16 protein-coding genes and 1 pseudogene are annotated in these 25,023 nt (G+C 33.3%); 8 read left to right on the top strand and 9 right to left on the bottom strand.

Features of this window, described 5'->3' with window-relative positions:
* Positions 1 to 126: 126 nt before the first annotated feature.
* A complete protein-coding gene (locus P163_RS12410; RefSeq protein WP_034890560.1) occupies positions 127 to 1,113 on the top strand; it encodes an IS110 family transposase in 987 nt (328 codons plus the stop codon).
* Positions 1,114 to 1,299: 186 nt separating this feature from the next.
* Here P163_RS12410 and P163_RS12415 read toward each other — a convergent pair whose 3' ends face one another.
* On the bottom strand, positions 1,300 to 3,591 hold the full coding sequence (locus P163_RS12415) for an AAA family ATPase (protein WP_034891680.1): 2,292 nt from the start codon (positions 3,589 to 3,591) through the stop codon (positions 1,300 to 1,302).
* A 218-nt stretch (positions 3,592 to 3,809) separates the two neighbouring features.
* Between P163_RS12415 and P163_RS12420 the strand changes: the two genes are divergently transcribed.
* Positions 3,810 to 4,865, top strand: coding sequence for an IS110 family transposase (locus tag P163_RS12420; protein ID WP_034891683.1), 1,056 nt, complete (start codon positions 3,810 to 3,812; stop codon positions 4,863 to 4,865).
* 326 nt (positions 4,866 to 5,191) lie between these two features.
* Here P163_RS12420 and P163_RS12425 read toward each other — a convergent pair whose 3' ends face one another.
* Positions 5,192 to 6,349 (bottom strand): putative phage abortive infection protein, encoded by a 1,158-nt coding sequence (locus P163_RS12425; RefSeq protein ID WP_034891686.1) that lies wholly within the window; start codon positions 6,347 to 6,349, stop codon positions 5,192 to 5,194.
* A gap of 191 nt (positions 6,350 to 6,540) precedes the next feature.
* On the opposite strand from P163_RS12425, the gene P163_RS12430 reads away from it, so the two are divergent.
* From P163_RS12430 to P163_RS12445, 4 genes are all read left to right on the top strand, one after another.
* Positions 6,541 to 6,816 (top strand): hypothetical protein, encoded by a 276-nt coding sequence (locus P163_RS12430; protein ID WP_034891689.1) that lies wholly within the window; start codon positions 6,541 to 6,543, stop codon positions 6,814 to 6,816.
* Between the two features lie 670 nt (positions 6,817 to 7,486).
* Positions 7,487 to 8,134, top strand: a complete 648-nt coding sequence (locus P163_RS12435) for a hypothetical protein (RefSeq protein WP_156100704.1) — start codon at positions 7,487 to 7,489, stop codon at positions 8,132 to 8,134.
* Positions 8,135 to 8,158: 24 nt separating this feature from the next.
* Positions 8,159 to 8,998, top strand: coding sequence for a hypothetical protein (locus tag P163_RS12440; RefSeq protein WP_034891693.1), 840 nt, complete (start codon positions 8,159 to 8,161; stop codon positions 8,996 to 8,998).
* 127 nt (positions 8,999 to 9,125) lie between these two features.
* Positions 9,126 to 9,899, top strand: a complete 774-nt coding sequence (locus P163_RS12445; RefSeq protein ID WP_034894344.1) for a hypothetical protein — start codon at positions 9,126 to 9,128, stop codon at positions 9,897 to 9,899.
* Between the two features lie 766 nt (positions 9,900 to 10,665).
* On the opposite strand, the gene P163_RS12450 is transcribed toward P163_RS12445, so the two are convergent.
* The 5 genes and pseudogenes from P163_RS12450 to P163_RS12470 all read right to left on the bottom strand — a co-directional run bounded on the left by P163_RS12450 (position 10,666) and on the right by P163_RS12470 (position 19,219).
* Positions 10,666 to 11,823, bottom strand: coding sequence for an efflux RND transporter periplasmic adaptor subunit (locus P163_RS12450; RefSeq protein WP_034891695.1), 1,158 nt, complete (start codon positions 11,821 to 11,823; stop codon positions 10,666 to 10,668).
* Positions 11,824 to 11,832: 9 nt separating this feature from the next.
* A pseudogene (locus tag P163_RS12455) lies at positions 11,833 to 16,177 on the bottom strand (CusA/CzcA family heavy metal efflux RND transporter).
* Between the two features lie 55 nt (positions 16,178 to 16,232).
* Positions 16,233 to 17,621: a sensor histidine kinase gene (locus tag P163_RS12460; protein ID WP_034891698.1), complete on the bottom strand. Its 1,389-nt coding sequence runs from the start codon at positions 17,619 to 17,621 to the stop codon at positions 16,233 to 16,235.
* A gap of 19 nt (positions 17,622 to 17,640) precedes the next feature.
* The gene (locus P163_RS12465; protein ID WP_034891700.1) at positions 17,641 to 18,315 is read right to left on the bottom strand and encodes a response regulator transcription factor; all 675 of its coding nucleotides are present in this window, start codon (positions 18,313 to 18,315) and stop codon (positions 17,641 to 17,643) included.
* A 196-nt stretch (positions 18,316 to 18,511) separates the two neighbouring features.
* Positions 18,512 to 19,219: a VIT family protein gene (locus P163_RS12470; protein ID WP_034891703.1), complete on the bottom strand. Its 708-nt coding sequence runs from the start codon at positions 19,217 to 19,219 to the stop codon at positions 18,512 to 18,514.
* Positions 19,220 to 19,482: 263 nt separating this feature from the next.
* On the opposite strand from P163_RS12470, the gene P163_RS12475 reads away from it, so the two are divergent.
* On the top strand, positions 19,483 to 20,082 hold the full coding sequence (locus P163_RS12475) for a hypothetical protein (protein WP_034891706.1): 600 nt from the start codon (positions 19,483 to 19,485) through the stop codon (positions 20,080 to 20,082).
* 135 nt (positions 20,083 to 20,217) lie between these two features.
* The gene (locus tag P163_RS12480) at positions 20,218 to 22,269 is read left to right on the top strand and encodes an LTA synthase family protein (RefSeq protein ID WP_034891707.1); all 2,052 of its coding nucleotides are present in this window, start codon (positions 20,218 to 20,220) and stop codon (positions 22,267 to 22,269) included.
* A 3-nt stretch (positions 22,270 to 22,272) separates the two neighbouring features.
* On the opposite strand, the gene P163_RS12485 is transcribed toward P163_RS12480, so the two are convergent.
* Positions 22,273 to 23,370, bottom strand: coding sequence for a hypothetical protein (locus P163_RS12485; protein WP_231556197.1), 1,098 nt, complete (start codon positions 23,368 to 23,370; stop codon positions 22,273 to 22,275).
* Positions 23,371 to 23,435: 65 nt separating this feature from the next.
* On the bottom strand, positions 23,436 to 24,707 hold the full coding sequence (locus P163_RS12490) for a YaiO family outer membrane beta-barrel protein (RefSeq protein WP_034891712.1): 1,272 nt from the start codon (positions 24,705 to 24,707) through the stop codon (positions 23,436 to 23,438).
* Positions 24,708 to 25,023 lie beyond the last annotated feature (316 nt).

The following is a 25,023-nucleotide window of genomic DNA, read 5'->3' on the forward strand; positions in this document are numbered from 1 at the left end:
CCAATATCCGTAAGAGTCCTCCATTCTTCATATGGGCAGCAAAGAACCATTTGGAATACCAGGTCAATAAATGGACCCGTTAAAGGAGTTAGTTACTGCGCCCTTCAAATATTAATTTTTAAAAATATGAAAAATTACCAAGAAGTAATCGGAATTGATGTTTCAAAAAACAAGTTAGATGCTTTTGCGTATAATCGAAGTTTACATCGTGAGTTCAGTAATGATGTAGTGGGTTATAAAGCCTTGTTGAAATGGGCTAACGGTAAGGAACAGAAAGTGTTTTTTTGTTTTGAGAATACAGGTCATTATTCCTTGAAGTTAGCGTTGTATTTATCGTCGAAGAAGGCGGTTTATGTGCAGGAAAACCCAGTAGTGATCAAAAGATCCTCTGGAGTAATCAGGGAGAAGAATGATGTTGTAGATGCCATGATGATCGCCAGATATGGTTGGCTTCACCGAGAGGAACTTTCTGCCAGTGAGCTGAAAGATAAGGAACTCTTGGAAGTAGGCAGATTACTCGCTTTACGGGATCAACTGGTTCGAAGTCGTACAGGATTAATGAGTACCCTTTCCGAGCTAAAGAAGTTACTCAGCAGTAGTTCAACCGATACCTGTTGCAAGACGCTGGTAAGCTCTATTGCTCATCTAACTTCTCAAATAAATAAAATAGAGAAGCAACTAAAATCACTTATAAAGAATTCTGAAGCATTATCACAAAACTATCGGTTGATCTCTTCTTTAAAAGGCGTGGGATTAGTTGTAGGTGCCCAGTTGCTTTATCACACCAATAATTTTAAACGTTTTGATAGCTGGCGCCAATTCTCCAGTTATTGTGGGACTGCTCCTTTTGGTCATAGTTCTGGGAGCAGTATTCATAAAAGGCGAAAATGTCACCCGATGGGAGACCGGCAAATGAAGAGTCTGCTTAGCATGGCTGCTTGTACAGCTATTCAACATGATAGTGAATTACGCCGTTATTACAAGAAAAAGCTAGAAGAAGGTAAACTAAAGATGATTGCGCTGAATAATGTTCGCAATAAGCTATTATCCAGAGTGTTTGCAGTAGTAAAAAGAGGTACTCCGTATGTGGAACTACATAAATTTGCTGCCTGAAGAATTAGGGAAAAAAGTTTGGATTTAACCTTGGAATACGGTTAACACAAGTTGCGGGAGTAGGGATGCGAACTTGTCGGTTTTGTTCTTTTCTTAATTAGGATACTAAATTACACTTTTTCGACAACACCCGTTATTTGTGATAACCGTTGTTGCCCACTGGCTTTTTTTAAACATTAATCAAATTCAATTTTCTGAATGTTGCTGCATTGTATTAAAATGTTCAATACCCCCAATATCTTTAAACATTAACTCAAATACCTCATAGATGTCCTCAATATCTGTATGGGTCATTCTTTGATAGTAAAAATCATCATTAGGATTGTAATGGTGACTATCATCATTAATTTGAGAAATCAAGCAACTAAATATTATCCTTTTGGGGTCATTTTGTTCAAGTTCTTCTATTAATGTCCATTCCTTTGGAGTATTCCTAGTAAAATTTAAATAACTTTGAAGAATCCTTCTCATCAAATTACCGACAACAACATTATTTGCAGGATTACCTTCTGTTTTTAAATTTTGTAAGCCCTTCCATAACAAGTTGTAATCATTATCAATCTCATTTTTTGCAGTTTTTTTAATTTGGGTCTTATCAGAAATCTTTTGTATTTGGTAATAACTAATCTCTTGACACAACTTACTACCCGTAGCGAAGGATACTTCTTTATGGAAATATATGTTGTGAGTTAAAACGAAAATTTGCTCGATATAAGGATTGTAAAATTCCCTTTTATCACTGGCTAATCCTCCTTTTTTCTTGGCCAAATCCCTAATGATTGTAGTTACGATAAATAATGCTTGACTATCTAAACTAGATACTGGATCATCTATTACCACAATCTTCTTTTTTTCTTTATTTTCTTTTTCTAAAGTTCCTTTACATATTTCATTAAAATATAAAAAAGCGATAAAATTCTTTTCTCCTTCACTAAGCGTGTTGAAGACATTATTACTTTCTGAATCATCTCTTTTCAAATAATATTTAGGAATTTCATTTTCTGAACTTTTTGGCATTTCACCAATTTCAAAACCTTTAAATCCTGCACCTTTCAGAATTTTGTTAATGTTAATTTTGGCTTTAGCGGTATTAATAGTATTGTCTCTTAAATCCTCTATTTCAAGTCGTAGTTTTTTTATCTTTTCTGACAAATAGGTTTCAAATCTACTAAGTGCGGCTTTCTTAAATTCAATTTCGTTTTTGCGTGAATAGTAAAGTTCAATATCATCTTTAGATTGAAAGCTTATATAATTCCAAATTTTAGAATCTAAATTATCCTTTTTATCCTCCAATGAATCAAACATCTCATTGTTGGTTTTAATTGCATTGATCAACTTTGATAATTTTGGTTTGAATTTGAAAATAGAATTAACTTCAAATGTTTCATTTGTTCTATCTAATTTATTTTGAATTATGTCTTTTTGTAATTCAAAATGAGAAGATAATTCTAGGATTAAATCACTTAATTGGCTGTCAGGATTAAATTCTGTTTTAGTAGTATTTAAGTTAGCAATAATTTGCTCTGATAAAGTTTCATATTTGGATAATAAGCTTTCTATATACTTCTTTTTCTTCTTATAAGATTCATCAAAATATTCGTCGAATTTCTTTATCAGTTCTGGGGTTATAGTAAATTCCTGACAGAATGGACATTTTTCTTGATTACCTGATGTGTCTATTTTCTCTAAACCCTCTTCTACCCATTTTTGTAGGCTTAGTTTATCTATCATCTCTGCAATATCGATGTCCTTATTTCCAGTGAAAATTTGTTTTAAGGCATAATTAATCTTTTCTTCCAGTCTCCGGATTTTTAGATATAAAGTTGATTTGAAGGTATTTTGAACCTTGGTTAAGTCTTGCTCATAAAAAAACTCATATTCTTTCTTTAGGTCTTTAAATTTGTAGTATTTGTTTTCTTCGTCCTTTAAAACTTTCTCAACTTGACTAATGTGATTTGGTTTACTTCCTTTATATTTTAACTTTAATAGAGGAAACGACTGATTGAAGACGTCTCTTTTTTGAAAACAAGCGTCTAAAATTCCTGTTTTCTTTCCTTTGTATAGCTCGTCTAATTGACTATTATAACTGTCATTTTTATTAGTCAGATCTTCAGTAACGTAGTTTTCAAATTTTTCTGCTTTTTCCTGCTTTTCTTTGATTTTTCTTTCTATTTCATCATTCTCTTCGTCTAATGAAAAAATACCTTTTAAAAAATCTTTTTTTATAAAGTTTCTTTTTACAAATTCATCATCAAATACTAAAACTTCATTATTTTCTTCATTGAAACCTAATTGGCTACAGTCTTCAAATCCGTATAACTCATTTGACTTATTTGGATTTATATTATAAAGAAATTTTGCTATTGTAGATTTCCCAGAACCATTATTACCAAAAAAGAAATTTAATTTTTTTAATTCCTTTATAGGGACTGGTTCTTTGTAACTAGAAATATTATCAATTTTAATTTCAGTTATCATTATGCTCAATTTGTAGTTAGAATCTTGGTTAAAGCTTGTGGGCAACGGTCTTGTTTAACGCAAGTGGCGTGGAGTAGGGACGGCAACTTGTCGGCTTAGCTGTTTTTTACTTGGTGTCTAAAATAACACTTTTCACTACAATGCCCGACATTTGCTGTTAGCATCCATGAAAAAGCAGTAATCGAGTATCTTTAATAATCACGATAAAAACTAAAGATATGGAAACCCGAGTTACTGCATTACCAAAGTTATTCATAGGAATTGATATTCACAAGAGAAGCTGGAAAATACATTGCAGCACCGATCTCTTTGGTGGTAAATCTTTCACGATGCCTCCAGAGCCTGAGAAGTTATATGAGTACGTTCAGAAACATTTTTCTGATCATCAAGTAACTACTGCTTATGAGGCTGGTTGCTGTGGGTATTCTGCCCATCGTAGTTTTGAGAGCTATGGTTGGAAATCTCTAGTTGTGAACCCTGCTGATATCCATCGTAAAGGAAAGGAGCGCTACACTAAAACAGACCGTATTGATGCGCAACTCATTAGCCGAGAGCTTAAAGATGGTCGTCTGGATGGTATCACTGTTCCAGATATAGAACGAGAAGAATTACGTAGTCTGTTTCGCCGTCGCAATGAGTTAGTCAAAGACTTTCGTCGAATCAAAAGTAGGATTAAGATGCACTTGCTATATTTCGGAATTAAAGTTCCTGCAGAATTTGATAATGATCACTGGAGCCATGCTTTTCGTCAGTGGGTGGATAGCCAAGAATTCAATTACCCCACCGCACAGGAAACCATGGCTAGCAAAATGCGAACTTTCCGGTTTATCGATAAAGAGCTTCGGGATGTATCAAGTCAATTAAGAGCCTATTGCCGAAAACATTTCAAGAAAGATTACTATTTGTTAAGAAGTGTTCCGGGCATTGGAGGGATTGTAGCGGTAGGGATTTTGTCTGAACTGGGTGATATAAGACGTTTCAACACGCTTAAACATTTAGCGGGTTATGTTGGATTGGCTCCTGGGATCTATCAAAGCGGGGCTACTTCTAAGGCTCTTGGAATGAACCCACGTTGCCACAGACTTATCCGCTCCTATTTTGTGGAGGCTTCTTGGCAGGCGATAAGAACTGATCCTGTGATCCAGGCATATTACCGGAAGCATGTAGGTAAAGATGTGAAGAAAATAATAGTAAAGGTGGCTCATAAATTACTGAGCCGCACTCTAGCGGTGATAAAAACTGAAATTCCTTATGAGGTAGGGGTGATAGCATAAATAATAATCAATGACCAAGCTCAAACTAAAACCAAGCCTGTACCACAAAACATCGTTGGTGGCCATATTGGACCACATTATTTGTTAGACCGTGGACAGGTTTATTTAACCACAATCATAGTGATGCTGGTGGCACTCAAGAAGTGACCACAAATAGGATGCTGAGCAGGTTATTTTTGTATTGAATTCTTACTGAAGCACAGCTTCATCAAAAATTCAACACGTTAAAATAGTATACGTATGAAATAAGAGAAAATAAAATATTATCTTTAAGAGACAAGGTTATTGCTTTTCATAGGAAACGATGTTGCCACCAGTTTATTATCTTATTGCTCAAATTCTACATTCGGATAGTAATAGCTATATGTTATACCAAAAATTTTCTTCCCAGGAATATTTTTTATTAAATTATATTTAGTAATTAATCGTTTCTCATTAATTAGATCTTTATCGCTTCGATACCATTTTTTACTAATTTCAGGTGTAAGATCCCAAACCATACCTAACGAGGAAATACTATTAATAAAAAGTAGTAGTTGTTCATGAGTTGATAATTGTGCTCTTAAAGTTTTAGCATAAAAGTATTTTTCATCATGTCTTAAATTATTTTGAATATTAATGAATGAAAATGTTTGAAATAAATGCCTGAAATAATGACCTAATTGGTATTGATGACCGCCATAAAACTTTACATAATCCGATTTATAAAAATGTTCATTGGCAAGATCAACTTGTTCATCATTAGGGATAATTTCATTGTTTCTTATTCTCCGAATTAGCTGAGCAATTCTTACTCTTGATTTACTCGGAAGTTTATTAAGTCTTGACCAAGACTGGAAATATAAACTGCTCTTAGCAGGTTTCATAGAAATATATTCTATTGCTTTTTTTATAAAAGCTTTTTTATATTTATTCTCTAAAAAATCATAAATGGCTTCTCTACCATGTGATCCTACACCGTAAAAAGTTACTAAATAAGGAAGATTTAGTTTTGCTAAGTCTACCAAATTAATATTTTCATTAGTCAGATTAAACTTTTCCCTTAACTCATCTGCGTATTTTTTTTCATATATGGTATTTTCATTTGCTCGTCTAAAAACTGGTTTCATATCTTCCCTACATTCTAAAAATTGTAAGAATATTTTGTGAAATTCTTTTCTCCCACTTGTATTATCTTTTTCCAATTCTCTAACATTTTCCCTATGAAGTTTAACCAGATCAAAAAATTTGCTTTCAAATCTTTCTTTATGAGCGAATTTAGTTTGTTCAGATAAAGTGAGAATAAGAATAAAAAATCCACCTAGTGAAAAAAATGTTCCTACAACTCCTCCAATAAAATTTCCGACATATGCTGTTTCTTTTAGAAGTACTGCATTTTCTCCTAATACTTGAAAATCAGCTGTAAGTTTATTAAAGAAAAAAATAGCAACTATAATTCCGCTTAATATTGTTAGAGCAGAAAATATTCTTAAAAATTGTCTCATAATTTAAATTGGTGGCAACGGTCTTGTATAACGCAAGTGGCGTGGAATAGGGACGAGAACTTGTCGGTTTTATTCTTTTTTACTTGGTCTCTAAAATAACACTTTTCACAAGAATGCCCGCTATTTGCTGTTAGCATCCATGAAAAAGCAGTAATCGAGTATCTTTAATAATCACGATAAAAACTAAAGATATGGAAACCCGAGTTACTGCATTACCAAAGTTATTCATAGGAATTGATATTCACAAGAGAAGCTGGAAAATACATTGCAGCACCGATCTCTTTGGCGGTAAATCTTTCACGATGCCTCCAGAGCCTGAGAAGTTATATGAGTACGTTCAGAAACATTTTTCTGATCACCAAGTAACTACTGCTTATGAGGCTGGTTGCTGTGGGTATTCTGCCCATCGTAGTTTTGAGAGCTATGGTTGGAAATCTCTAGTTGTGAACCCTGCTGATAATCAATGACCAAGCTCAAACTAAAACCAAGCCTGTACCACAAAACATCGTTGGTGGCCATATTGGACCACATTATTTGTTAGACCGTGGACAGGTTTATTTAACCACAATCATAGTGATGCTGGTGGCACTCAAGAAGTGACCACAAATAGGATGCTGAGCAGGTTATTTTTGTATTGAATTCTTACTGAAGCAAAGCTTCATCAAAAATTCAACACGTTAAAATATTATACGTATGAAATAAGAGAAATTAAAATATTATCTTTAAGAGACAAGGTTATTGCTTTTCATAGGAAACGATGTTGTGATGCGTTAAGCAGTGTAAATATAGTTTTTTGAAATTTATTTATAACTTTTCCTGTTTCGTATACTTTGTAATTTTAAGTTCAATAAAATAAGTGAATCCACGCGTTATATACATCATCTTCATTTAGTGAGTGTGGTTCTCTTTTGAATTCACAGGTTTAAAATTAACTTAGAAATTAATTTTTCCATCTATATTAAGTTTAACCCTTCTATGTTACTTACGAAATTGTTTTTTAGAAAGAGTAAGAATTAACCATACAAAGTGTACGGTTAAAATTTAGCATTGTTGATGAGTTTTTATCAAGTTTACAATATGATAGAACTGCGCAGGCTATTATTTATTCAAATGATTTAATAATTTAATTTTTTTAAAATGAAGAGATTACTACAATTAATGTCTTTTATGGCATTATTTATTTTCTTGGGTAGTTGTAGATTTGATGGAGGTTATACAGATAACACACCACCGGATTGTGATTTTTCTGCAACTAAAACATACACCATGACAAATTTTAGCCTGGGGTTGCCAAATATCCAGTCTACAAATGTTGCGTTTAATATCGCCTTTAATAATGGAGGAGTAATTTATAATTTGAACACCCTTTTGGAAACCAAAGGCGATTATAGATACCCTGAGAATGAAGCTGCTGTTTATGGAAAAATGACTGCGGATGGCTCTGAATGTAAAGGAGAAAAAGAATTTGAATATAATGAAGGTGACTCAAACGTAATGAGTAATTCTGTAGCTGTACCCGTCCCGTCAAATAGTAGTTTTTATGGAGAAGTAACAGTGAAAGCTAAAACAGATAGTTTTAGGGAACAAGGTTCAGGTTACAATCAAGGATTCTACGTGCGTTGGGAAGTTACCGAAAATGATGGCGATAATTTTGTAGAAGGGAATATTCAAGGAGAGAAGATTAATTTCGATTACGACCAGGACATGATGTACATTCCCGAGATTCAAGAGCCTATATATATAGATGGCAATTGGGGGTTACCTTCTGAGCCTACTGAACCTTAAGTTTAACAACTAAAAATTTTAAAGATGAAATTAAAAAAAATCACATATCTTTTATTATCTGCAATTATTTTTACATCATGTCAAAAAGACGAGCAGAATGAAATCGAAATGACTACTGAAGCTTCCAGTGCAAATAAGGAAATATCAAATAAGTATAGACTGTTGGATATTAGTCCAAATGCCTATCATGATTATTTTAAAATGACAGATAATACTTTGGGTTTTAATAATCTAAAATCAATCAATAATGTACAATATTCATTATCTCAAAAAATTGAAATCCAAAATTATGCTAATAAATCAGTTTCTTTGAATGGACAGAAAATGGCTTTAGGGGAAACTATCGAAGGTAGTAAATTCAGTGAGTCAGAAATTTATGGTAAAACAATATCTCTTAACTTCAAAAACAATAAGAGCTCAAATGATGTTACAGAGGTTGAATTATATATTCCGAAAAAATTAAATGTCAGTAAGCCTGTTCAACAGATAGAATCTAAAGTCTCTATATTAGCATATTACAAAAATTTCTTATTGGAATGGAATGCTGATCCTAAAAATGAAGAAGGTCTAATGGTTGCTGTTGAATACCTTGGAGAAACTCTATCAAAAGATGGAAATAAACAAGAAAGAAAAAACATTGTGAATGTGGATCATATCGAAAATGATAATGGGAAATATATTCTTAAACAGGCAATATTTGAAGATATACCAAACTTATCCTTTGTCAATTTGATTTTAATGAGAGGAAATGTGGATATTAGCGTAATTGAAGGAGCATCTTATAAAACATATGCGGAGTCTCACCAAAGGATTCCCATTCTTTTAGTAAAGGATTTAAACTCTGTAAAAGGATTTAATGAGTAATCATATAATTACAATCTATAATACAACCCAGATTTTTCTCAAGTCTGGGTTTTACTATAAGGATATTTCGATACTGATATTTTGCTTAATTATTTGTGGAAAATCAGGCGAAGCCCAAAATTCCGATTTGGAATTCGCTTTAGTGAATGTTGGGGTTAGCTCGGTAATTGGTGGAATAGGAGCTATTATCAATAAAGAACCGGAAGAACAATTCAGTAAGGTTTTGCTAAAAGGCTTTGCTCAGGGAGCTTTAGGAGGCTATGTGGTATTCGAGAGTAAACGAATGCTAAGGGAATTTTCACAAAGCGAGAATTATGCTTACGTATGGCCGTCTAAATTGGTCAACGCGGCAGGAAATTCCATTATTGAAAATGCTGCGGGCAACCAAAATTTTTGGGTAAAATGGCATTTAAATATAGGTTTCAACAGATTTGATATTTATACGAAAGATAAATTTCGATTGCGGTATAGGATCATGCCGTTTAGTCTGGGATCAACTATAAGTGGTTTTATTAATTATTCTTTTGATTTTTCGCAAAGTCTTACATTTGGAACGTTTGTTTTCACTGATGAAAATATTAGTATAGATGGAATAAATAATTTTGATGGAGCAACCGGGGATAATTTATTCGTACTAAAAGAAAACTCTCCTATTTCAATAAAAGCACATGAGATCATTCATACTTATCAGTATGAACAATTATCTGGAATTAATATGTATGTTTCTCCAATTTCAACGAAACTTGAATCGAAGTCGAAATTATTTAAATTTTATCAAAAATACTTTTATACAGATTATAACTCCGTATTAAAAAAGTTTCTCTATCAAATTGAAAAGAAAAAATCTCAAAATTATAGCGATAATCTTTTTGAAAAAGAGGCATATTATTTTATGCAATAATTATCTTGAATGTATCAGCGAATCTCAAATTGACTTTATAAATTTTCCTTTAGTAAATATTTATATCAATTCCAATTAATAAATTATCTAGAATTGCTGCTGTCTGGAACAATTTATTAGTTTAATTATATTGAATATTATTACTATAGCAGATTTTGGAATTGGCAGCGTATTATGAAATTTTATTTACTCAAACACTACATCATCAACGGGAACTGAAGCTAACGAAATAATCCATAACTATCAATATGAAGAATTATAATTATTTAAACATTTTTCACTATACCAAAAGATCTCTTAAGGAAAAAAAAGTTTGTACAATTCTATACTAAAGATTTCATACGGAAATGAATTCCGCATATTCTCTTTTTGTTGGATCATTTTGTTTAATGCATCACAACTCATTATATGAAAACTAATATAGTAATTAACCTGAAGATATACCGCGATAAAAGCAGTATTTGAAATCATCACCTGGTAAGTTCTCTGGGTTAATTGAAGAATTATGATAAATAACTCAACATCAATGCTTAAAATTAGAAATCAAAAAAATAATTCTGTACTTTTAAATAGTGAGAATGAAAGTAATATATCTTAACATTGATTCCGATTCGGTGACCTATTAAAATTAAAATACTGAGAAGTCTCTACTAACAAGGGATAACAAATAAAAGGTGCGTTCTGCCACCCCGACGAAAAAAAAGCCTTGAACATTTGTTCAGGGCTTTTTTGTGTATATAAATCTTCCAAACATAGAAGATTATATTTATTCTTCCTTTATTAACGGAAAGGCTCCTTTAGTCACAAATTGATCATCTGGTTTAAAATCTTTGCTATTCGTTATAACGGTAAAACCGTTATAAACATCTCCTAATTTTACCTCACGACGTTTAAACACATAGCCACTATCTGTTCTGTCTACTAAAATAAGAACATAGTTAGTATTATCTAAAGATACTATACTCTCTGTAGGAAGCGCTTTTGCCTTCTTTTCAGCTGTTTGGATCTGAGCTTCTACAAACATTCCGGTAGCAAATTTATTTTTTAAACTTTCATCTTTAAAATGCCCATGCACCTTCACTGTTCTTTTTTCACTATTAATAGAAGTTCCTACCAAATGAACTTCTCCTTCTATGGTATCATTATTTGCCTCAGGAATGCTGAATTTTATCTCCTGATCTTTTTTGATATTCATCAGATCTTTTTCAAAAACATCTAGCTCTATATGTAAATGATCTCTATCTATAATTTGCATTAAATTTTGAGCTGCAGAAACATACATTCCATTATTGATATTCATTTCTGTAATACTCCCTGTAATAGGCGAATAAATTCTAATTTGAGAAGAAATAGAACCTTTTTCTATGGCATCAGGAGACAAATTTAACATTTGTAACTTTTTGCGAAGCGCTTGGTATTTAGCCAAATTTCTTTTGTAGTCGCTTTCAGCTTTTAGATAATTCTTCTCTGAAGTTATATTTTCTTCTATGAGCGTTTTTTGACGTTCATACTCAGATTTCAAATATTTCATCTGCTCCATAGCATCTAAATAATCTTGTTGCATCTGAATGTACTCTGGATTTTCCAAACTAAGCAGAAATTGTCCTTTTTTAACCGAGTCACCAATAAGCAGTGGTGTCTGTCTAACATATCCATCTGCAAAGGAGCTAATGACCGCTTTATTTTCTGGTGGAACATCTATAACTCCGGTAGCAGCTACACTAACAGGAAAATATTTTTCAGTAAGCTTATCAATTTTCATATTGCTCCCATCAAATTGAGCAACGCTTAAAGTTATTTCTCCTTTCTTAGCAGTGCTTTCACCGCTATTAACGTCTTTAGGCGTTTCTTCATTATTTCCGCACGAATATATTGCCGAGACTATAGTGAGTACTAGAAGATATCTTTGAATATTAATATACATGGGCAGAAGTTATAAGGTTAGGTAATTTAGTTGAAGCACCGTTTTATTATATGCATTCAAATTTTCATAATAAGTAAGGATGATGGCATAAGAGTTTTCTAAACTTTGGATGTATTCAAAAAAATCTATCTCTCCATTTTTAAAGCTCATAGTAGCAGTTTTAATGATTTCCTCAGAAAGCTCTTTTCCTTCGCTTTGGTAATAAGAAAGTGCTTCTTCATGTTTATTCATTTGTTGCAACAGCTGGTTATATTCAGAATTTAATCTGTTCTCGTAATCTTTGGCATCTTGAATAGAAGCACTTTTTGCAAAATTTGCTGCTTTTATTTTTGAAGAATTTCCAAAGAATAAGATAGGTATATGTATTCCAACCTGATATCCTCTTAAAGGATCTTCTACCATATCATTATTAAATTGAAAATAATTTAGACTAATATCTGGCAATAACTGTTGTTTCTCCAATCCGGCTTGAGCCTTAAAATAATCAGTTTTATTGCGATACAGATCGATCCCAGGATTACCTTCAATCCCCAGATTGTCTAATGCCACTTTATCTAACTTCCAGGTTTGAATAATAACGTCCTTATCTGTATTTAATAATGGTTTAAGTTTCTCATAAGAGATATTAAGTTCATTTTGTGCTTGTTTTAGTTGTGTCTCTAACTGTTTCTGTTTAGATCTGGCGGTGATCTTTTCTAAATAATTAGTTTCTCCAAGTTCAAACCTTCTCTTGGCAGCATATGCAAACTTTTGGTAAAGACTATCAAGATCTTTGTAAACTGAAATTTTAGCATTTTCATACTGAAGCTGATAATAAACCTCAGCAACCTGCTGTTCTATTCTAAGTTTTTTAAGCTGAAAAGAACTTTGTGCTTCTCTAAATTGAGCTTTACGAACTTTTTTTCTGGCAAGATAAACCGTAGGGAAATCGAAGAACTGTTTGATTCCAATAACGTTCAGAGATTTATCTAAAGCTCTGTTACTTTCATCTTTTCCAAAATACCCTTCGGTTTTATCAAAAGTAAAGGCAGTACCAATTAAAGCGTCAGATTCATTAATTCTTAGAGAAGATGCTTTTAGTCCAAGATTATTTTCAAGAGCAATTTCTTTAAGATCTTGAACATTTTCTATAGTTATTACTTGAGTCTCTTGAGAAAACGCAGAAAATCCGAAAAGTAAAAGGATAACACTAAGTGGCTTTATCTTTAAATTTTTAGTATCTGCTTCTTTCTTCTTTTTTTCTTTGCTGAATAGAGAATATATCACCGGCAACACAATTAGTGTTAACAGGGTAGAAGTGATTAATCCACCAATAACAACAGTTGCAAGTGGGCGTTGAACTTCTGCTCCCGCTCCAGAAGATACCGCCATCGGTAAAAATCCTAAAGCAGCAGCAGAGGCGGTTAAAAGTACAGCACGTAATCTATTCTGTGCACCATTTACAATTAGGTCATCGTCATTTTTCATACCGTCTTCCCTTAGTTCTTTAAAATGTTCTATCAATACTATTCCATTTAATACAGCGATCCCAAATAGTGCAATAAAACCAACACCGGCAGAAATGCTAAATGGCATGCCACGTGCCCACAATAATAAGATGCCGCCTACGGCTGCTAATGGAATAGCAGAAAAAATCATCAATGCTTCTCTAATTGTTCCAAAAGCGAAGTAGAGTAGGATAAATATAAGTATCAGGGCAATGGGTACTGCTACCTTAAGTCTTGCAGTGGCGCTTTGTAAATTTTCAAATTGACCTCCATACGTAATAGTATATCCCGGAGGCAGGCTAATATTAGATTCTACAATTCCTTTTATTTTATCTACTACTGTTTGAAGATCACTATCTCTAACGTTTACACCCACTACAATACGTCTTGGTGTATTATCTCTAGAAATTTTTGCAGCTCCTTTTTGATAGGTTATATCTGCAAGTTCGCTTAGCGGAATTTTCGCTCCAGATGGCGTATTTACATATAGATTCTTTAAGTTAGAAATATCCTTCCTACTTTCCTTTTGAAGCCTTAGAACCATATCAAAACGTTTTTCTCCCTCAAAAACACTCCCTGCGGTTTCTCCGGAAAATCCCATAGTTATTACTTTGTTGAGATCTGCGATATTAAGGCCATATCTCGCAATTTTCTCTCTATTGAAATTTACGTTCATTTGAGGAAGTCCCACAATTTTTTCAACCGTTATATCTGAAGCTCCTTCTACATCTCTAATCAGGTTTTTGATCTTCTGAGCTTTTGAGTTTAAAATATCTAGATTTTCTCCAAAGATCTTAATGGCTATATCTGCTCTCACTCCCGTTATCAATTCATTGAAACGCATCTCTATAGGCTGCGTGAATTCTATTTCCATTCCAGGTATTATTGCCAGCGCATCTTTAAATCGTTCTGCAAGTTCATCTTTGGTTTTAGCTGAAACCCATTCAGATTTAGGCTTAAGAGATATTATAACATCACTTTCTTCCATAGACATAGGGTCTGTAGGAACTTCTGCTGCACCAATTCTACTTACAACTTGCTCTACTTCAGGGAAACTATCCAGAAGAATATTTTCAATTTCTGTGGTAGTTTCTATAGTTTTACTCAAAGAAGTTCCTGTTTTCAGTACAGGCTGAATTACAAAATCCCCTTCATCTAATTGCGGAATAAATTCACCTCCCATACGGCTGAATATATATCCGGAGAATATTAGGAGAGCAATAGCAATACCTAATACCAGTTTCTTTTTATTTAAAGCCCAAATGATGGCAGGTTTATAACTTCGATTTAAAAATTTTATAAGTCTCACAGAAATATTCTTCTCATACTGCTCCTTAGATCTTAGAAAGAGGGCAGAAGCCACCGGAACGTATGTTAAACACAAGATCATTGCACCTATTAATGCAAAACTGAAGGTAAGTGCCATAGGTCTGAACATTTTGCCTTCCACACCCGTTAAAGATAGAATTGGAATAAAAACGATTAGAATGATAAGTTGCCCGAAAATAGCAGAGTTCATCATCTTTGAAGAACTATTAAAGGTGACGCGATCTTTAAGATTTTTTAGTTCTTGTTTTCCTAAATTTTCATATTCTTTATGTTTTTTCGTGATCTCAAAGGCCGTAAATTCTACAATAATAACGGCTCCATCTATTATAATACCAAAATCTATAGCCCCTAAGCTCATCAAATTTGCATCTACTCCAAAGATGTACATTAAAGAAAGTGCGAATAGAAGACATAGCGGTATTACAGATGCCACTACTAAACCAGAGCGAAAATTACCTAATAGTAATACCACAACAAAAATTACGATAAGGCATCCTACAATAAGGTTTTCTGCAATGGTAAAAGTAGTTCTTCCAATTAATTCACTTCTATCTAAGAAAGGCTTAATCACTACCCCTTCAGGTAGCGAAGTAGCAATTTCTGAAACCCTTGCTTTTACATCTTCTATTACCTTGTTAGAGTTTGCTCCTTTTAACATCATTACTTGCCCAAGTACGGTTTCTCCTTTTCCATTGGCTGTAATGGCACCAAAACGGGTGGCTTGACCAAATCCAACTTCAGCTACATCTTTTATAAAAACAGGTATACCATTATCATTCTCCACCACGATATTTCTAATATCATCTAAAGAGGATACGCGTCCTTGTCCCCGTATAAAATAAGCCTGATTTACTTTTTCTATATATCCACCACCTGCAACGCTATTATTATTCTCTAATGCACTAAATATCTTAGACATAGAAATATGCATTGCGTTCAATTTTTTTGAATTGATGGCAACTTCATACTTCTTTTACATAACCTCCCCAAGCATTGATCTCTACCACACCTCTAATGCCAGAAAGCTGCCTTTTTACCAACCAGTCTTGAATGGTTCTAAGATCTTCTGCAGAGTAACGGTCTTCAAATCCTGGCTCGGTATCTAAAGTGTATTGATAGATCTCACCTAATCCGGTAGTGATTGGCCCCATTTGTGGCTTACCAAAACCTTCGGGAATCTTTTCTGAAGCCGATTTAATTTTTTCTGCAATAAGTTGTCTTGGGAGATAAGTACCTAGATCTTCTTCAAAAACAATGGTAACTACAGATAATCCAAATTTAGAGACCGATCTAATTTCTTTTACTCCTGGCAAGTTTGCCATTTCCAGTTCTACAGGATAGGTAATATATTGTTCCATATCTTGAGTAGAAAGATTCTGGGAAGTAGTAATTACCTGTACTTGATTATTGGTTACATCTGGTACAGCACCAATAGGAATTTGAGAAAGCGAATAGATCCCAAATCCAACAATGAAGATCGTAAAAAGCAAGATTATTAGCTTGTGTGAAATACTAAATTTAATGATACGATCGAGCATAGGAATATTTTATCTAAGTCAAATATAGACCTGATCTCTAAGTTAAGAGAAATTTCTAGCTTAAGATTGGCTTAAATAGTATTTTAAAACTGGTGCCTCCTTCTAATTGGCTTTCTAATTCTATTTTAGCACCAATAGCGTCTGCAGATTTTTTAGCAATAGATAATCCAAGTCCGTTTCCTTTAATATGCTTATGTTGCAACGCATTAGATCTATAGAAGCTATTAAATATTTTCTGAATATCCTCTTTTTTGATACCTATCCCATTGTCGGTAATAGTACAAATAATGGCTTCCTTTCTTGCTTCTAGAACTATAGATATAATTCCATTTTCATAAGAGTATTTAACGGCATTTTGAATAATATTATCTAGAATTAGATGCGCGTTATATCTAGGTACAACATAATCTCGATTGGTTTGAAGCTTTAATTTAATCTGAAGATTCTTATGCTGAATTGCTTCTTTGTTTTTATACACTATTTCATCTACCAAGGTAGAAAGTAAGGTTACATCTTTAGACTCTGAATTGGTAGGAGCGTCCATTCTAGCTAAAGTGAGTAGTTGGTCCAAGGTAAAGCTCATAGTATCTATAACTTCTAGACTGTACTCTATTTTTTCTACGTATTCGGCGGCACTGCGTTCTTTTTGAATTAGCACTTCTAGATTTCCTCTTAATGAAGCTAATGGTGTACGGAGCTCATGAGAAGCGTCTGATGTAAATTGGCGTTCTCTCTCTATAGTTCTTTCAATTCTATTTAAGAGTTCATTTATGGCCGATGATAGTTCATGTAGTTCATCTTTTTTCTGAGGTAAAGCTACTCGGTCATTTAGATTATTTCTGGTAATCTTATTAGTTGTAGCAATTATAGATCTTATGGGAGCAATACTTCTACCGGCAAGAAAGCTAGAGATGAAAAATAGACCAATAATTATTAGAGGGTAGAGAAGTAGTAAGGTATTTCCAAGATTTCTAATTACTCTGGTAGAACCTTCCAAAGACATTGCCGCAACCACGTATCCTTTTAAAACATCATTTTTCTCTATTGGCAATTGTACCTGGCGTATTGGCTCATTAGATAGGATTGTATTAAAATGCTGACCGGCTTTTTGATTTGCTGAGGTTGCTAATTCCTTATCTTTAAGGTTTGGAGACTTGTCAAATAATTTTCCGTTTGTTCCTGATAGCTGAATAAATACAGGATTAACCTGCACTTCTACATGTTCGCGTTCTTCCAATTCCTCTTTATTAGAGAAATAAATACTATCATTAGAAATAGTGATCTCCTGGGTATGCTTTTGGATCTCAAAGTTCAGATCTTTATCTAGATTTGCGTAAACAGTACTTTTAACTACAAAAAAGATCACCAAAAAAACCAGACCAACAATAAGGGCAGTGGCAACTATATAATGATAAGCGATCCTATTTTTAAAATTTAGTTTCATTCTGCTTTTTGTAACTTATCTAAGATCTAGGTTCTTTAATAATATATCCAACCCCGCGAATGGTCTCAATTAAATTGTCTTGGACATTTAAATTAAGTTTCTTTCTTAATGAATTTATATAGACATCAATAACGCTAGAATCATAATCAAAATGAATATTCCAAACCTTGCGGATGATCTCGGTCCTCTCGCAAACTTTACCTTTATGCTGAAGTAAATATTGAAGCAGTTCAAATTCTCTTTGAGTTAGGTGTACTTCATCTATATCATTATACACTTGATGGGTGGAAATATTTAAAACTATTTTTCCTACATTAAATTTATGATCTTCTTTAGTATCTTGTCTTAATTGAACCTTAATACGTTCTAGTAATTCTTTAAAATGAAATGGTTTTTTTATATAATCATTGGCTCCGGTTTTCAAGCCTAGAACGGTTTCATCTACTGTATCTTTCGCAGTTAAAAAGATAATTGGTGTTTCTTTATCTTGATTTCTAAAATTACTACAGATCTCAATGCCGCTCATACCGGGAAGCATCCAGTCTAGAAGCAATAGATCATAATTATTGGTAAGTGCCAATTCTAATCCTTTGCTGCCATCATCTGCTACCTCTACGGTAAAGCCATTTTCCTCTAATCCCTGTTTCACAAAATTGGCAATACCAACTTCATCTTCTACAAGTAATAATTTCATCTTACAAATTTTAATTTTTATTCTTTAATAGCTCTTAATAAATACCTTAAGATTCAATTAAGATTTAAAGGAGGAATATCATATTTATATTATTCTATCGCTCATAATTTGGTATTATCTCTATTTTATAGGAAGTTTCAAAAAGATCAAGGTTCAACTAAAGATCGGTTTTTAAAAATCTCATTAGAACTTTTATTTAAGCGAGATTTACTCCAAAAAAATAACCTACAACAGCCGTTAATCCCATGGCAACAGTACCCCAAAAAGTTATTCTAAGAACAGCTTTTGCAATATTAGACCCTCCAGCTTTGGCGGCTAAGGCCCCCAGAATTATCAAGAAAATAGTGGCAAAACCATACAAGTAATACTCCATAGATTGAACCGGTAGAAAAAGAACTACTAATAATGGTAGCACGCCACCTACGGTAAAGGAGGCTCCAGATGCAAAAGCAGCCTGAATTGGTTTTGCTTGGCTTATCTCATTAATTCCCAATTCATCTCTAATATGGGCGGCCAGTACATCATGCTCGGTTAGCTCTTTGGCTACAATTAGTGCGGTATCTTTTTTAAGTCCTCTTTTTTCATAGATCTCTGCAAGGCGCTGCAATTCTAATTCTGGAGTTTCTTCTAATTCTATCTTTTCTCTGGCGATATCTGCACTTTCCACGTCGGTTTGTGAGCTAACAGAAACATATTCTCCGGCAGCCATAGAAAGTGCACCTGCTACCAATCCTGCCAACGTGGCCAGAATAATAGGCTCTCTTAAGTCGCTGGCAGCTGCTACCCCTATGGCTAAACTTGCAGTAGAAAGAATACCATCATTTGCACCCAAAACTGCCGCTCTTAACCAATTACTTCTATGTATGTAATGATTATCCAAATAGTCGTCTACTGTTTCGCTCATCGGTATGCCTTATTAATGTTAAGTTTGAATTATGAAAATAAGAGGTGTTCCTATTTTTACTGAAGATAATTAAATAAATCCAACAAGATTAGTATTTAATAGCAGCTTAGAAATAAGATATGTTCTAGATAGCACGAATAATTTTATTCTAAACTTTTAAGTTGATTCAACAAGAGTTTAGTCTACTATAAATTTAGAAATATAAATTCTTATATTTATAAAAATGAACGGCACTTCGGGCTGGTTATATAAAACATAATAACATGAAAAATTTTATAACATTAATAGCAGTTTTAATTGGAGTCTCCGGCTTTTCTCAGGATAAAGAAAGAACTAGTTTACCAGTAGCTATTCAAATTAAAACCGCTGTACTCGCCGCTCCAGAAGATCAAAGAGAAGGAGCAAAGGTATATGGATATAGCGAGAGTGGAGAATTAGAGGTTCTTAGAGAAGGATCTAATTATATGGTTTGTATAGGAGATGACCCTTCCAAAGAAGGAATTCAGGTTACCTGTTATTCTAAAAAGTTAGAGCCATTTATGGAACGAGGAAGAGCGTTAAAAGCTGCAGGGAGATCTGAAGCTGAAAAAAGACAAATTAGAGCAAAAGAAGCTGCAGATGGAAGTTTAGAGATGCCGGATGCTCCAAGTGCCTTCTTTGTTCTTAGCGGTTCTGAAGAAAATTACAATAAAAATACGGGTGATCTAAAAGATGGTAAATTTAGATATGTAGTTTACATTCCTTATGCAACTGCAGAATCTACAGGTTTGCCTATAAAGCCAGAAGCTCCGGGAATGCCATGGATCATGGATCCGGGAACTCATAGAGCACATATAATGATTTCTCCAATTAGTAAGAACTAAGTTTAAGAACTTATTCCTCTGTGAAGAATTGACAATAGAAATAAAAAATTAGTTTTTTGAGCTATAATTCATAGCGTATTTACATATTTGTATTGCCTTGTTTTAGCTTATATTTAAGAAATAACTCTATTTTGAATGCCTGAAAATTACACCGAAAAGGAGCACGCTACTTTTTTAAGAATAAAATCTTTAGTTCAATCTTTTGCAGCGCTCTCACTTATATGGTTAGCCTTGATATTTATATTAAGCGTTATAGAAGTTTCTCTAAATTCTAATTTCCACGGTCTTCCTTTAGGTTTCTTAAAGCTATTGATGTGGAGTTTTTATATAGATCTGCTTTTTTGGTTAAAGTTCATTCCATTACTTTTTATTCTTTACGCGATATTATATCTAATAGCTCCTAAGCTAGCAAACATCAGTTTCAAACTATTTATATCCTTAATATTCGCAATTCAACTATTACTTATAAGTTATTTTAATACCGCTTTGGTAATGTTGGGAGCAGATCTTTTTGGCTATTCGCTTGAAGATATAACCCAAACCGTGGGAGCATCTGGGGGAGTAAGTATAGTATCTGCTGTATTATTTATCCTTCTGGTGTTATTTAACGTTGTAATTTTAAATTTACTCCCAAAGCGATTTAAATTGAATTTTATTTTGGCTGCAGTAATAGTTATACTAGCAGTAATCTATATTCCGGTTAACGCTATAACTTCATGGAATAAAGTCAACTTAAAATCTGATTATGCCAATAATCTGATCACTAATAAATCTGAACATTTTTATAGCGCAGCCTATGATCATTATTTTCCAGAAATTTATGAAATTGATATCTATGCAGATTCTTATATTGGAGATTTTATAGACAAGCTTACCAAAGCTATCCCATTTGAATATGTAGATGAAGAGAATTATCCCTTTTTACATAAGGATATAGAAAATGATGTACTAACTCCTTTTTTTGAGCCAGGAACAGAAAAACCGAATATTGTAATAATATTAGTAGAAGGATTAGGAAGGGCGTTTACTAATAGCGGCGCTTATTTAGGTAATTTTACCCCATATCTAGATTCCCTTTCTTCAGAAAGTTTATACTGGAAAAACTTTATGAGCGAGGGAGGAAGAACTTTTGCCGTGCTTCCATCTATACTAGGTTCTTTGCCGTTCGGGCAAAATGGTTATTTAGCAATGGGACCAAAGATGCCTGAACAATTATCTATGATCAATCTTTTAAATGCAAATGGATATAGAACTTCTTTTTATTATGGAGGAGATTCGGGATTTGATAATATGTCTCAATATTTAAAGCTTAATAATATAGATGAGATCAATGATCTAAGCACATTCCCATCATCTAAGTATCCAAAGTTACCAGCTAATAATGGATTCTCTTGGGGATATAGCGATAAGGCGTTGTACCAGTATTATTTAGATACTAGGCCAGTAAGTAGCTCTCAACCGCAATTAAGCGTGCTTTTAACACTTGCAACTCATAGTCCTTTTCTAATTGAAGAGAAAGAAAGGTATACAAAGAAATTTGAGGAACGACTTACTGAATTAGGTTTTGATAACAGTAAAAAAGAAAATTACAGAAATTACGAAAAGCAATATGTAAGCATTTTATATGCAGATGATGCTATAAAAGAATTTATGGACAGCTATAGAAAAAGAGCAGATTTTAAGAACACCATTTTTCTTATAACCGGAGATCACAGAATTCCAGAAATTCCTATGAGTACTAAATTAGATAGGTACCATGTACCCTTCATTGTTTATTCTCCAATGCTTAAAAGGACTGCTGAAATGAATTCTGTTTCAACTCATTTTGATATTGCTCCAAGTTTGTTATCATTTTTAGAGACCAATTACAGTATAAAGTTACCAGCAACTATGAGTTGGGTAGGAAAAGGTTTAGATACTACCAGAGCTTTCCAAAATATACATGAAGTTCCGTTAATGCAAACCAAAACAGATCTTATAGATTTTATAATGGGCGAATATCATTTAAACGGAGATAACCTTTATAAATTTAACGAGAAAATGGAAGAGGTATTAATAGATGATGCAGATAAAAAAGCACAACTTATTAATGCTTTTAATTTGTTTAAAAAGCGGAATGCTGAAATTATTAAAGGAAGAAAGATCGTGCCAGATTCCATATTTCAGAACTACACCATGTCTAATTAAATATCAATCGTGAAGGTTTTGGTTATAATCTTCTAAAATTTCTGAAAGCATAGGGCGATAGAACTTCCAAAAGAAACTTTTTCTTTCTAGAGCATCTTGTTCGTTATAAAAGAATCCTTCAAAAAAACCAATGCCTTTAAAATATGAGCTGGTAATATTTACTGCATTATCACTAAAGTCTCCTGAAAAATAATAGAAGATATAGTCTTGGTCTTTATGCATGGTCACTGCAGGGAACGTGGTTGGAATACCATACTTTTTAAGTTCATTTTTGCCGGCATTGTTAGCGCTTATCTCAAATTTAGAGACCACATCGTTCACTTCTAAATTAGGTACCATAATATCAAACCAAAAGGGATATTTAATCTTCTCGGGTAATGATAAATGCTCCTGTGCATAATCATTACTAACTATATGTGGTAATGACTCTGTAAGATGTTCATCTTTCTGCAATATTACTACTTCATCCTTATCATTAACAAAGGCAATTCCAGACTTTGTGAACGGCCACTTCCTTTTATGTGTGTTTTCATAATTTCTTATGAGCCATTGTGGGATCTCTTTATTTATGCTGATATCTAAATTGTCAAAATAGCGTGCCGTCCAACCAGTCCATTTTAATTGAAACATATTTTCAAACTGATTCCTATTTTCAGATTGTGTGGGAGAACCAATCGTGTTGAATTCGGTTATGATAAGTTTCTTTTTCTCTTTCATTAAGCGCAAAAGTTCAATGTCTTTAGAACTTAAACCACCATATAACATACCGGAACGCTCACCAACGTCTTCTTTCTTAAACCACTCATTATTATAAATGCCATAAGTATCTGTAAAATAGACCATATCTGCATCTAAGCTTAACTGCTCTAGCTGATTTTTGGAGAAGCGCTCTAAACCTTTAATTCTGAATTTTTCATCTTTTTGGGGGAAGAATCCGTAGTAATCATGGCTGATATCATAAGCATCTTTAGTGGTCTTAGTATAACGTTCATGATTTAAGATCCAGTTTAAAGAAATATGTTCCTGGCCTTCTTTAGTAAGCACGGTTTTATCGATTATTGCAACTACAAGTTTGGTTTTTGGAGTTATTACCCATGCCATCCACATTATTAATGGAAGAAAAATTATAACTATAAAAATGAGCTTGAAGATCTTTTGACGCATATTTAGAACCTTTTATTATAACCTACACCAATTTGAAACTGATTTCCTTTAACGCCTTGTTGGTATTCTTGGTTTTCAAGTTCTGCAGAAATAAATATAACATTAGTTGTATTAAAGCTTCTTCTGTAACCTATAGAGATATCACTTGTCTTAAGTTTATAAGTATCTCCATTATTATATAAAATGTTGTTAGTAGGATCGTCTGGAGATAAACCAGTTCCTACAGAAAAGCTTAAGAAATCATCTGCACCACCAATATAATATCTTACGTTTAAGGTTAAAGACTGAGATAGAGATTCGTTAGAAGGGGTGAGATACGTTCTTAAATTGAACCAATAATTCTTATAGTATTTTCCCAATGATGCGGTGTAGATCCAAGTTTCATCTGAGAATTTTAGCATTCTAAAACCTGCCTCTGCCTCCATAGACCACGGCAAATTTGCGTAAAGAGAAAAACCCGTTCTAAGTTGTGGAAAAATTCCGTCTTTTTTAGCGATTCCAGCACTTACATAGGTGTAAAAAGTATTGGAAATTCTGGGATAAGCATCCACTTCAAATTGAACACCATCAGTTTGAAATCTGTTTGCGTAGTTAACTCTACCGGTTATAGATCCAAATTTTGTTTGTCTTCCATAGTCTACACTTGCAAGATGCCATGGATCATCAAAGCGTTTGTCAAAATACACGAAATCATAGGTTAGTCCTATAATATTTTTTGAAGAAGCATTTTTTATACTTTCACTTAAACCTCTAGCTTTAGAGTATTGAGGGTTGATATTTAGAAGCTCATTAACCGTTTTATTAGCTTCGGGAAATTCTCTTAGATCTGTTAAAATACGTGCTTTTAAATAAAGCAATTCTTCAGACTTTGGATGGTATTCCAATCCATTATTTACGATCGCCTTAGCCTTTTTTGAATCATCATTCCAATATTCCAAACTTCCATATGCCAAACTACCATCTTCATGTCCCGGGTTCTTTTCTAATACTCGGTTAAATTCTACGCGAGCACTATCCACCTTGTCTGTCCAAGTATATAATCTTCCTAAAAATATGCGGATATCTGCGTAGTCTGGGCTAATTTCTAGAGCCTTTTTGGTTAGGGCAATTGCTTTTGGATAGTTATCATCATCAAAAGCGGTGTTACGCGCCTTTATAAAAAGCTCATCAGAGCTAAGATCTTCCTGAGCAAAAGTATTGGGAATTTGGAGCATTAGAACGAAAAAAGCAAACAGAGCTTGACTTTTAATTCTACTAGAACTGGGGTAATTCATAAGAATTTATAAAATAGGTTTAAACTTGGGGTACAAAGATACGTGCTTTCAATTGGACTTATAAAGAGCCAATAATAGTATGCTTCATAATTAATTAAAGATATATAATTTTAAAAAAGACACAATGATTTTGATAAAAAGAAATATCAGACTAGAATATTTAAGTAGAAAAATTCTAGTCTAGCGACTTAGGTGAGTGTGGATTTTAATTTTGGAAAACAATATTTTTCTTATCGATCTGCTCTTCTATAAAATTATCTTAATAAAAAAAGCAGATCTAATGGGAGTGCCTTTGAAAATAGCCTTTTTATAAATT

The sequence above is a fragment of the Gillisia sp. Hel_I_29 genome (assembly GCF_000744275.1).
In the GTDB taxonomy this organism is placed as follows: domain Bacteria; phylum Bacteroidota; class Bacteroidia; order Flavobacteriales; family Flavobacteriaceae; genus Gillisia.

Bases quoted from the DNA above. Each gene is read 5' to 3' on its own strand.
- P163_RS12410 (WP_034890560.1), top strand. From the start codon at position 127: ATGAAAAATTACCAAGAAGTAATCGGAATTGATGTTTCAAAAAACAAG.
- P163_RS12415 (WP_034891680.1), bottom strand. From the start codon at position 3,591: ATGATAACTGAAATTAAAATTGATAATATTTCTAGTTACAAAGAACCA.
- P163_RS12420 (WP_034891683.1), top strand. From the start codon at position 3,810: ATGGAAACCCGAGTTACTGCATTACCAAAGTTATTCATAGGAATTGAT.
- P163_RS12425 (WP_034891686.1), bottom strand. From the start codon at position 6,349: ATGAGACAATTTTTAAGAATATTTTCTGCTCTAACAATATTAAGCGGA.
- P163_RS12430 (WP_034891689.1), top strand. From the start codon at position 6,541: ATGGAAACCCGAGTTACTGCATTACCAAAGTTATTCATAGGAATTGAT.
- P163_RS12435 (WP_156100704.1), top strand. From the start codon at position 7,487: ATGAAGAGATTACTACAATTAATGTCTTTTATGGCATTATTTATTTTC.
- P163_RS12440 (WP_034891693.1), top strand. From the start codon at position 8,159: ATGAAATTAAAAAAAATCACATATCTTTTATTATCTGCAATTATTTTT.
- P163_RS12450 (WP_034891695.1), bottom strand. From the start codon at position 11,823: ATGTATATTAATATTCAAAGATATCTTCTAGTACTCACTATAGTCTCG.
- P163_RS12460 (WP_034891698.1), bottom strand. From the start codon at position 17,621: ATGAAACTAAATTTTAAAAATAGGATCGCTTATCATTATATAGTTGCC.
- P163_RS12465 (WP_034891700.1), bottom strand. From the start codon at position 18,315: ATGAAATTATTACTTGTAGAAGATGAAGTTGGTATTGCCAATTTTGTG.
- P163_RS12470 (WP_034891703.1), bottom strand. From the start codon at position 19,219: ATGAGCGAAACAGTAGACGACTATTTGGATAATCATTACATACATAGA.
- P163_RS12475 (WP_034891706.1), top strand. From the start codon at position 19,483: ATGAAAAATTTTATAACATTAATAGCAGTTTTAATTGGAGTCTCCGGC.
- P163_RS12480 (WP_034891707.1), top strand. From the start codon at position 20,218: ATGCCTGAAAATTACACCGAAAAGGAGCACGCTACTTTTTTAAGAATA.
- P163_RS12485 (WP_231556197.1), bottom strand. From the start codon at position 23,370: ATGGCATGGGTAATAACTCCAAAAACCAAACTTGTAGTTGCAATAATC.
- P163_RS12490 (WP_034891712.1), bottom strand. From the start codon at position 24,707: ATGAATTACCCCAGTTCTAGTAGAATTAAAAGTCAAGCTCTGTTTGCT.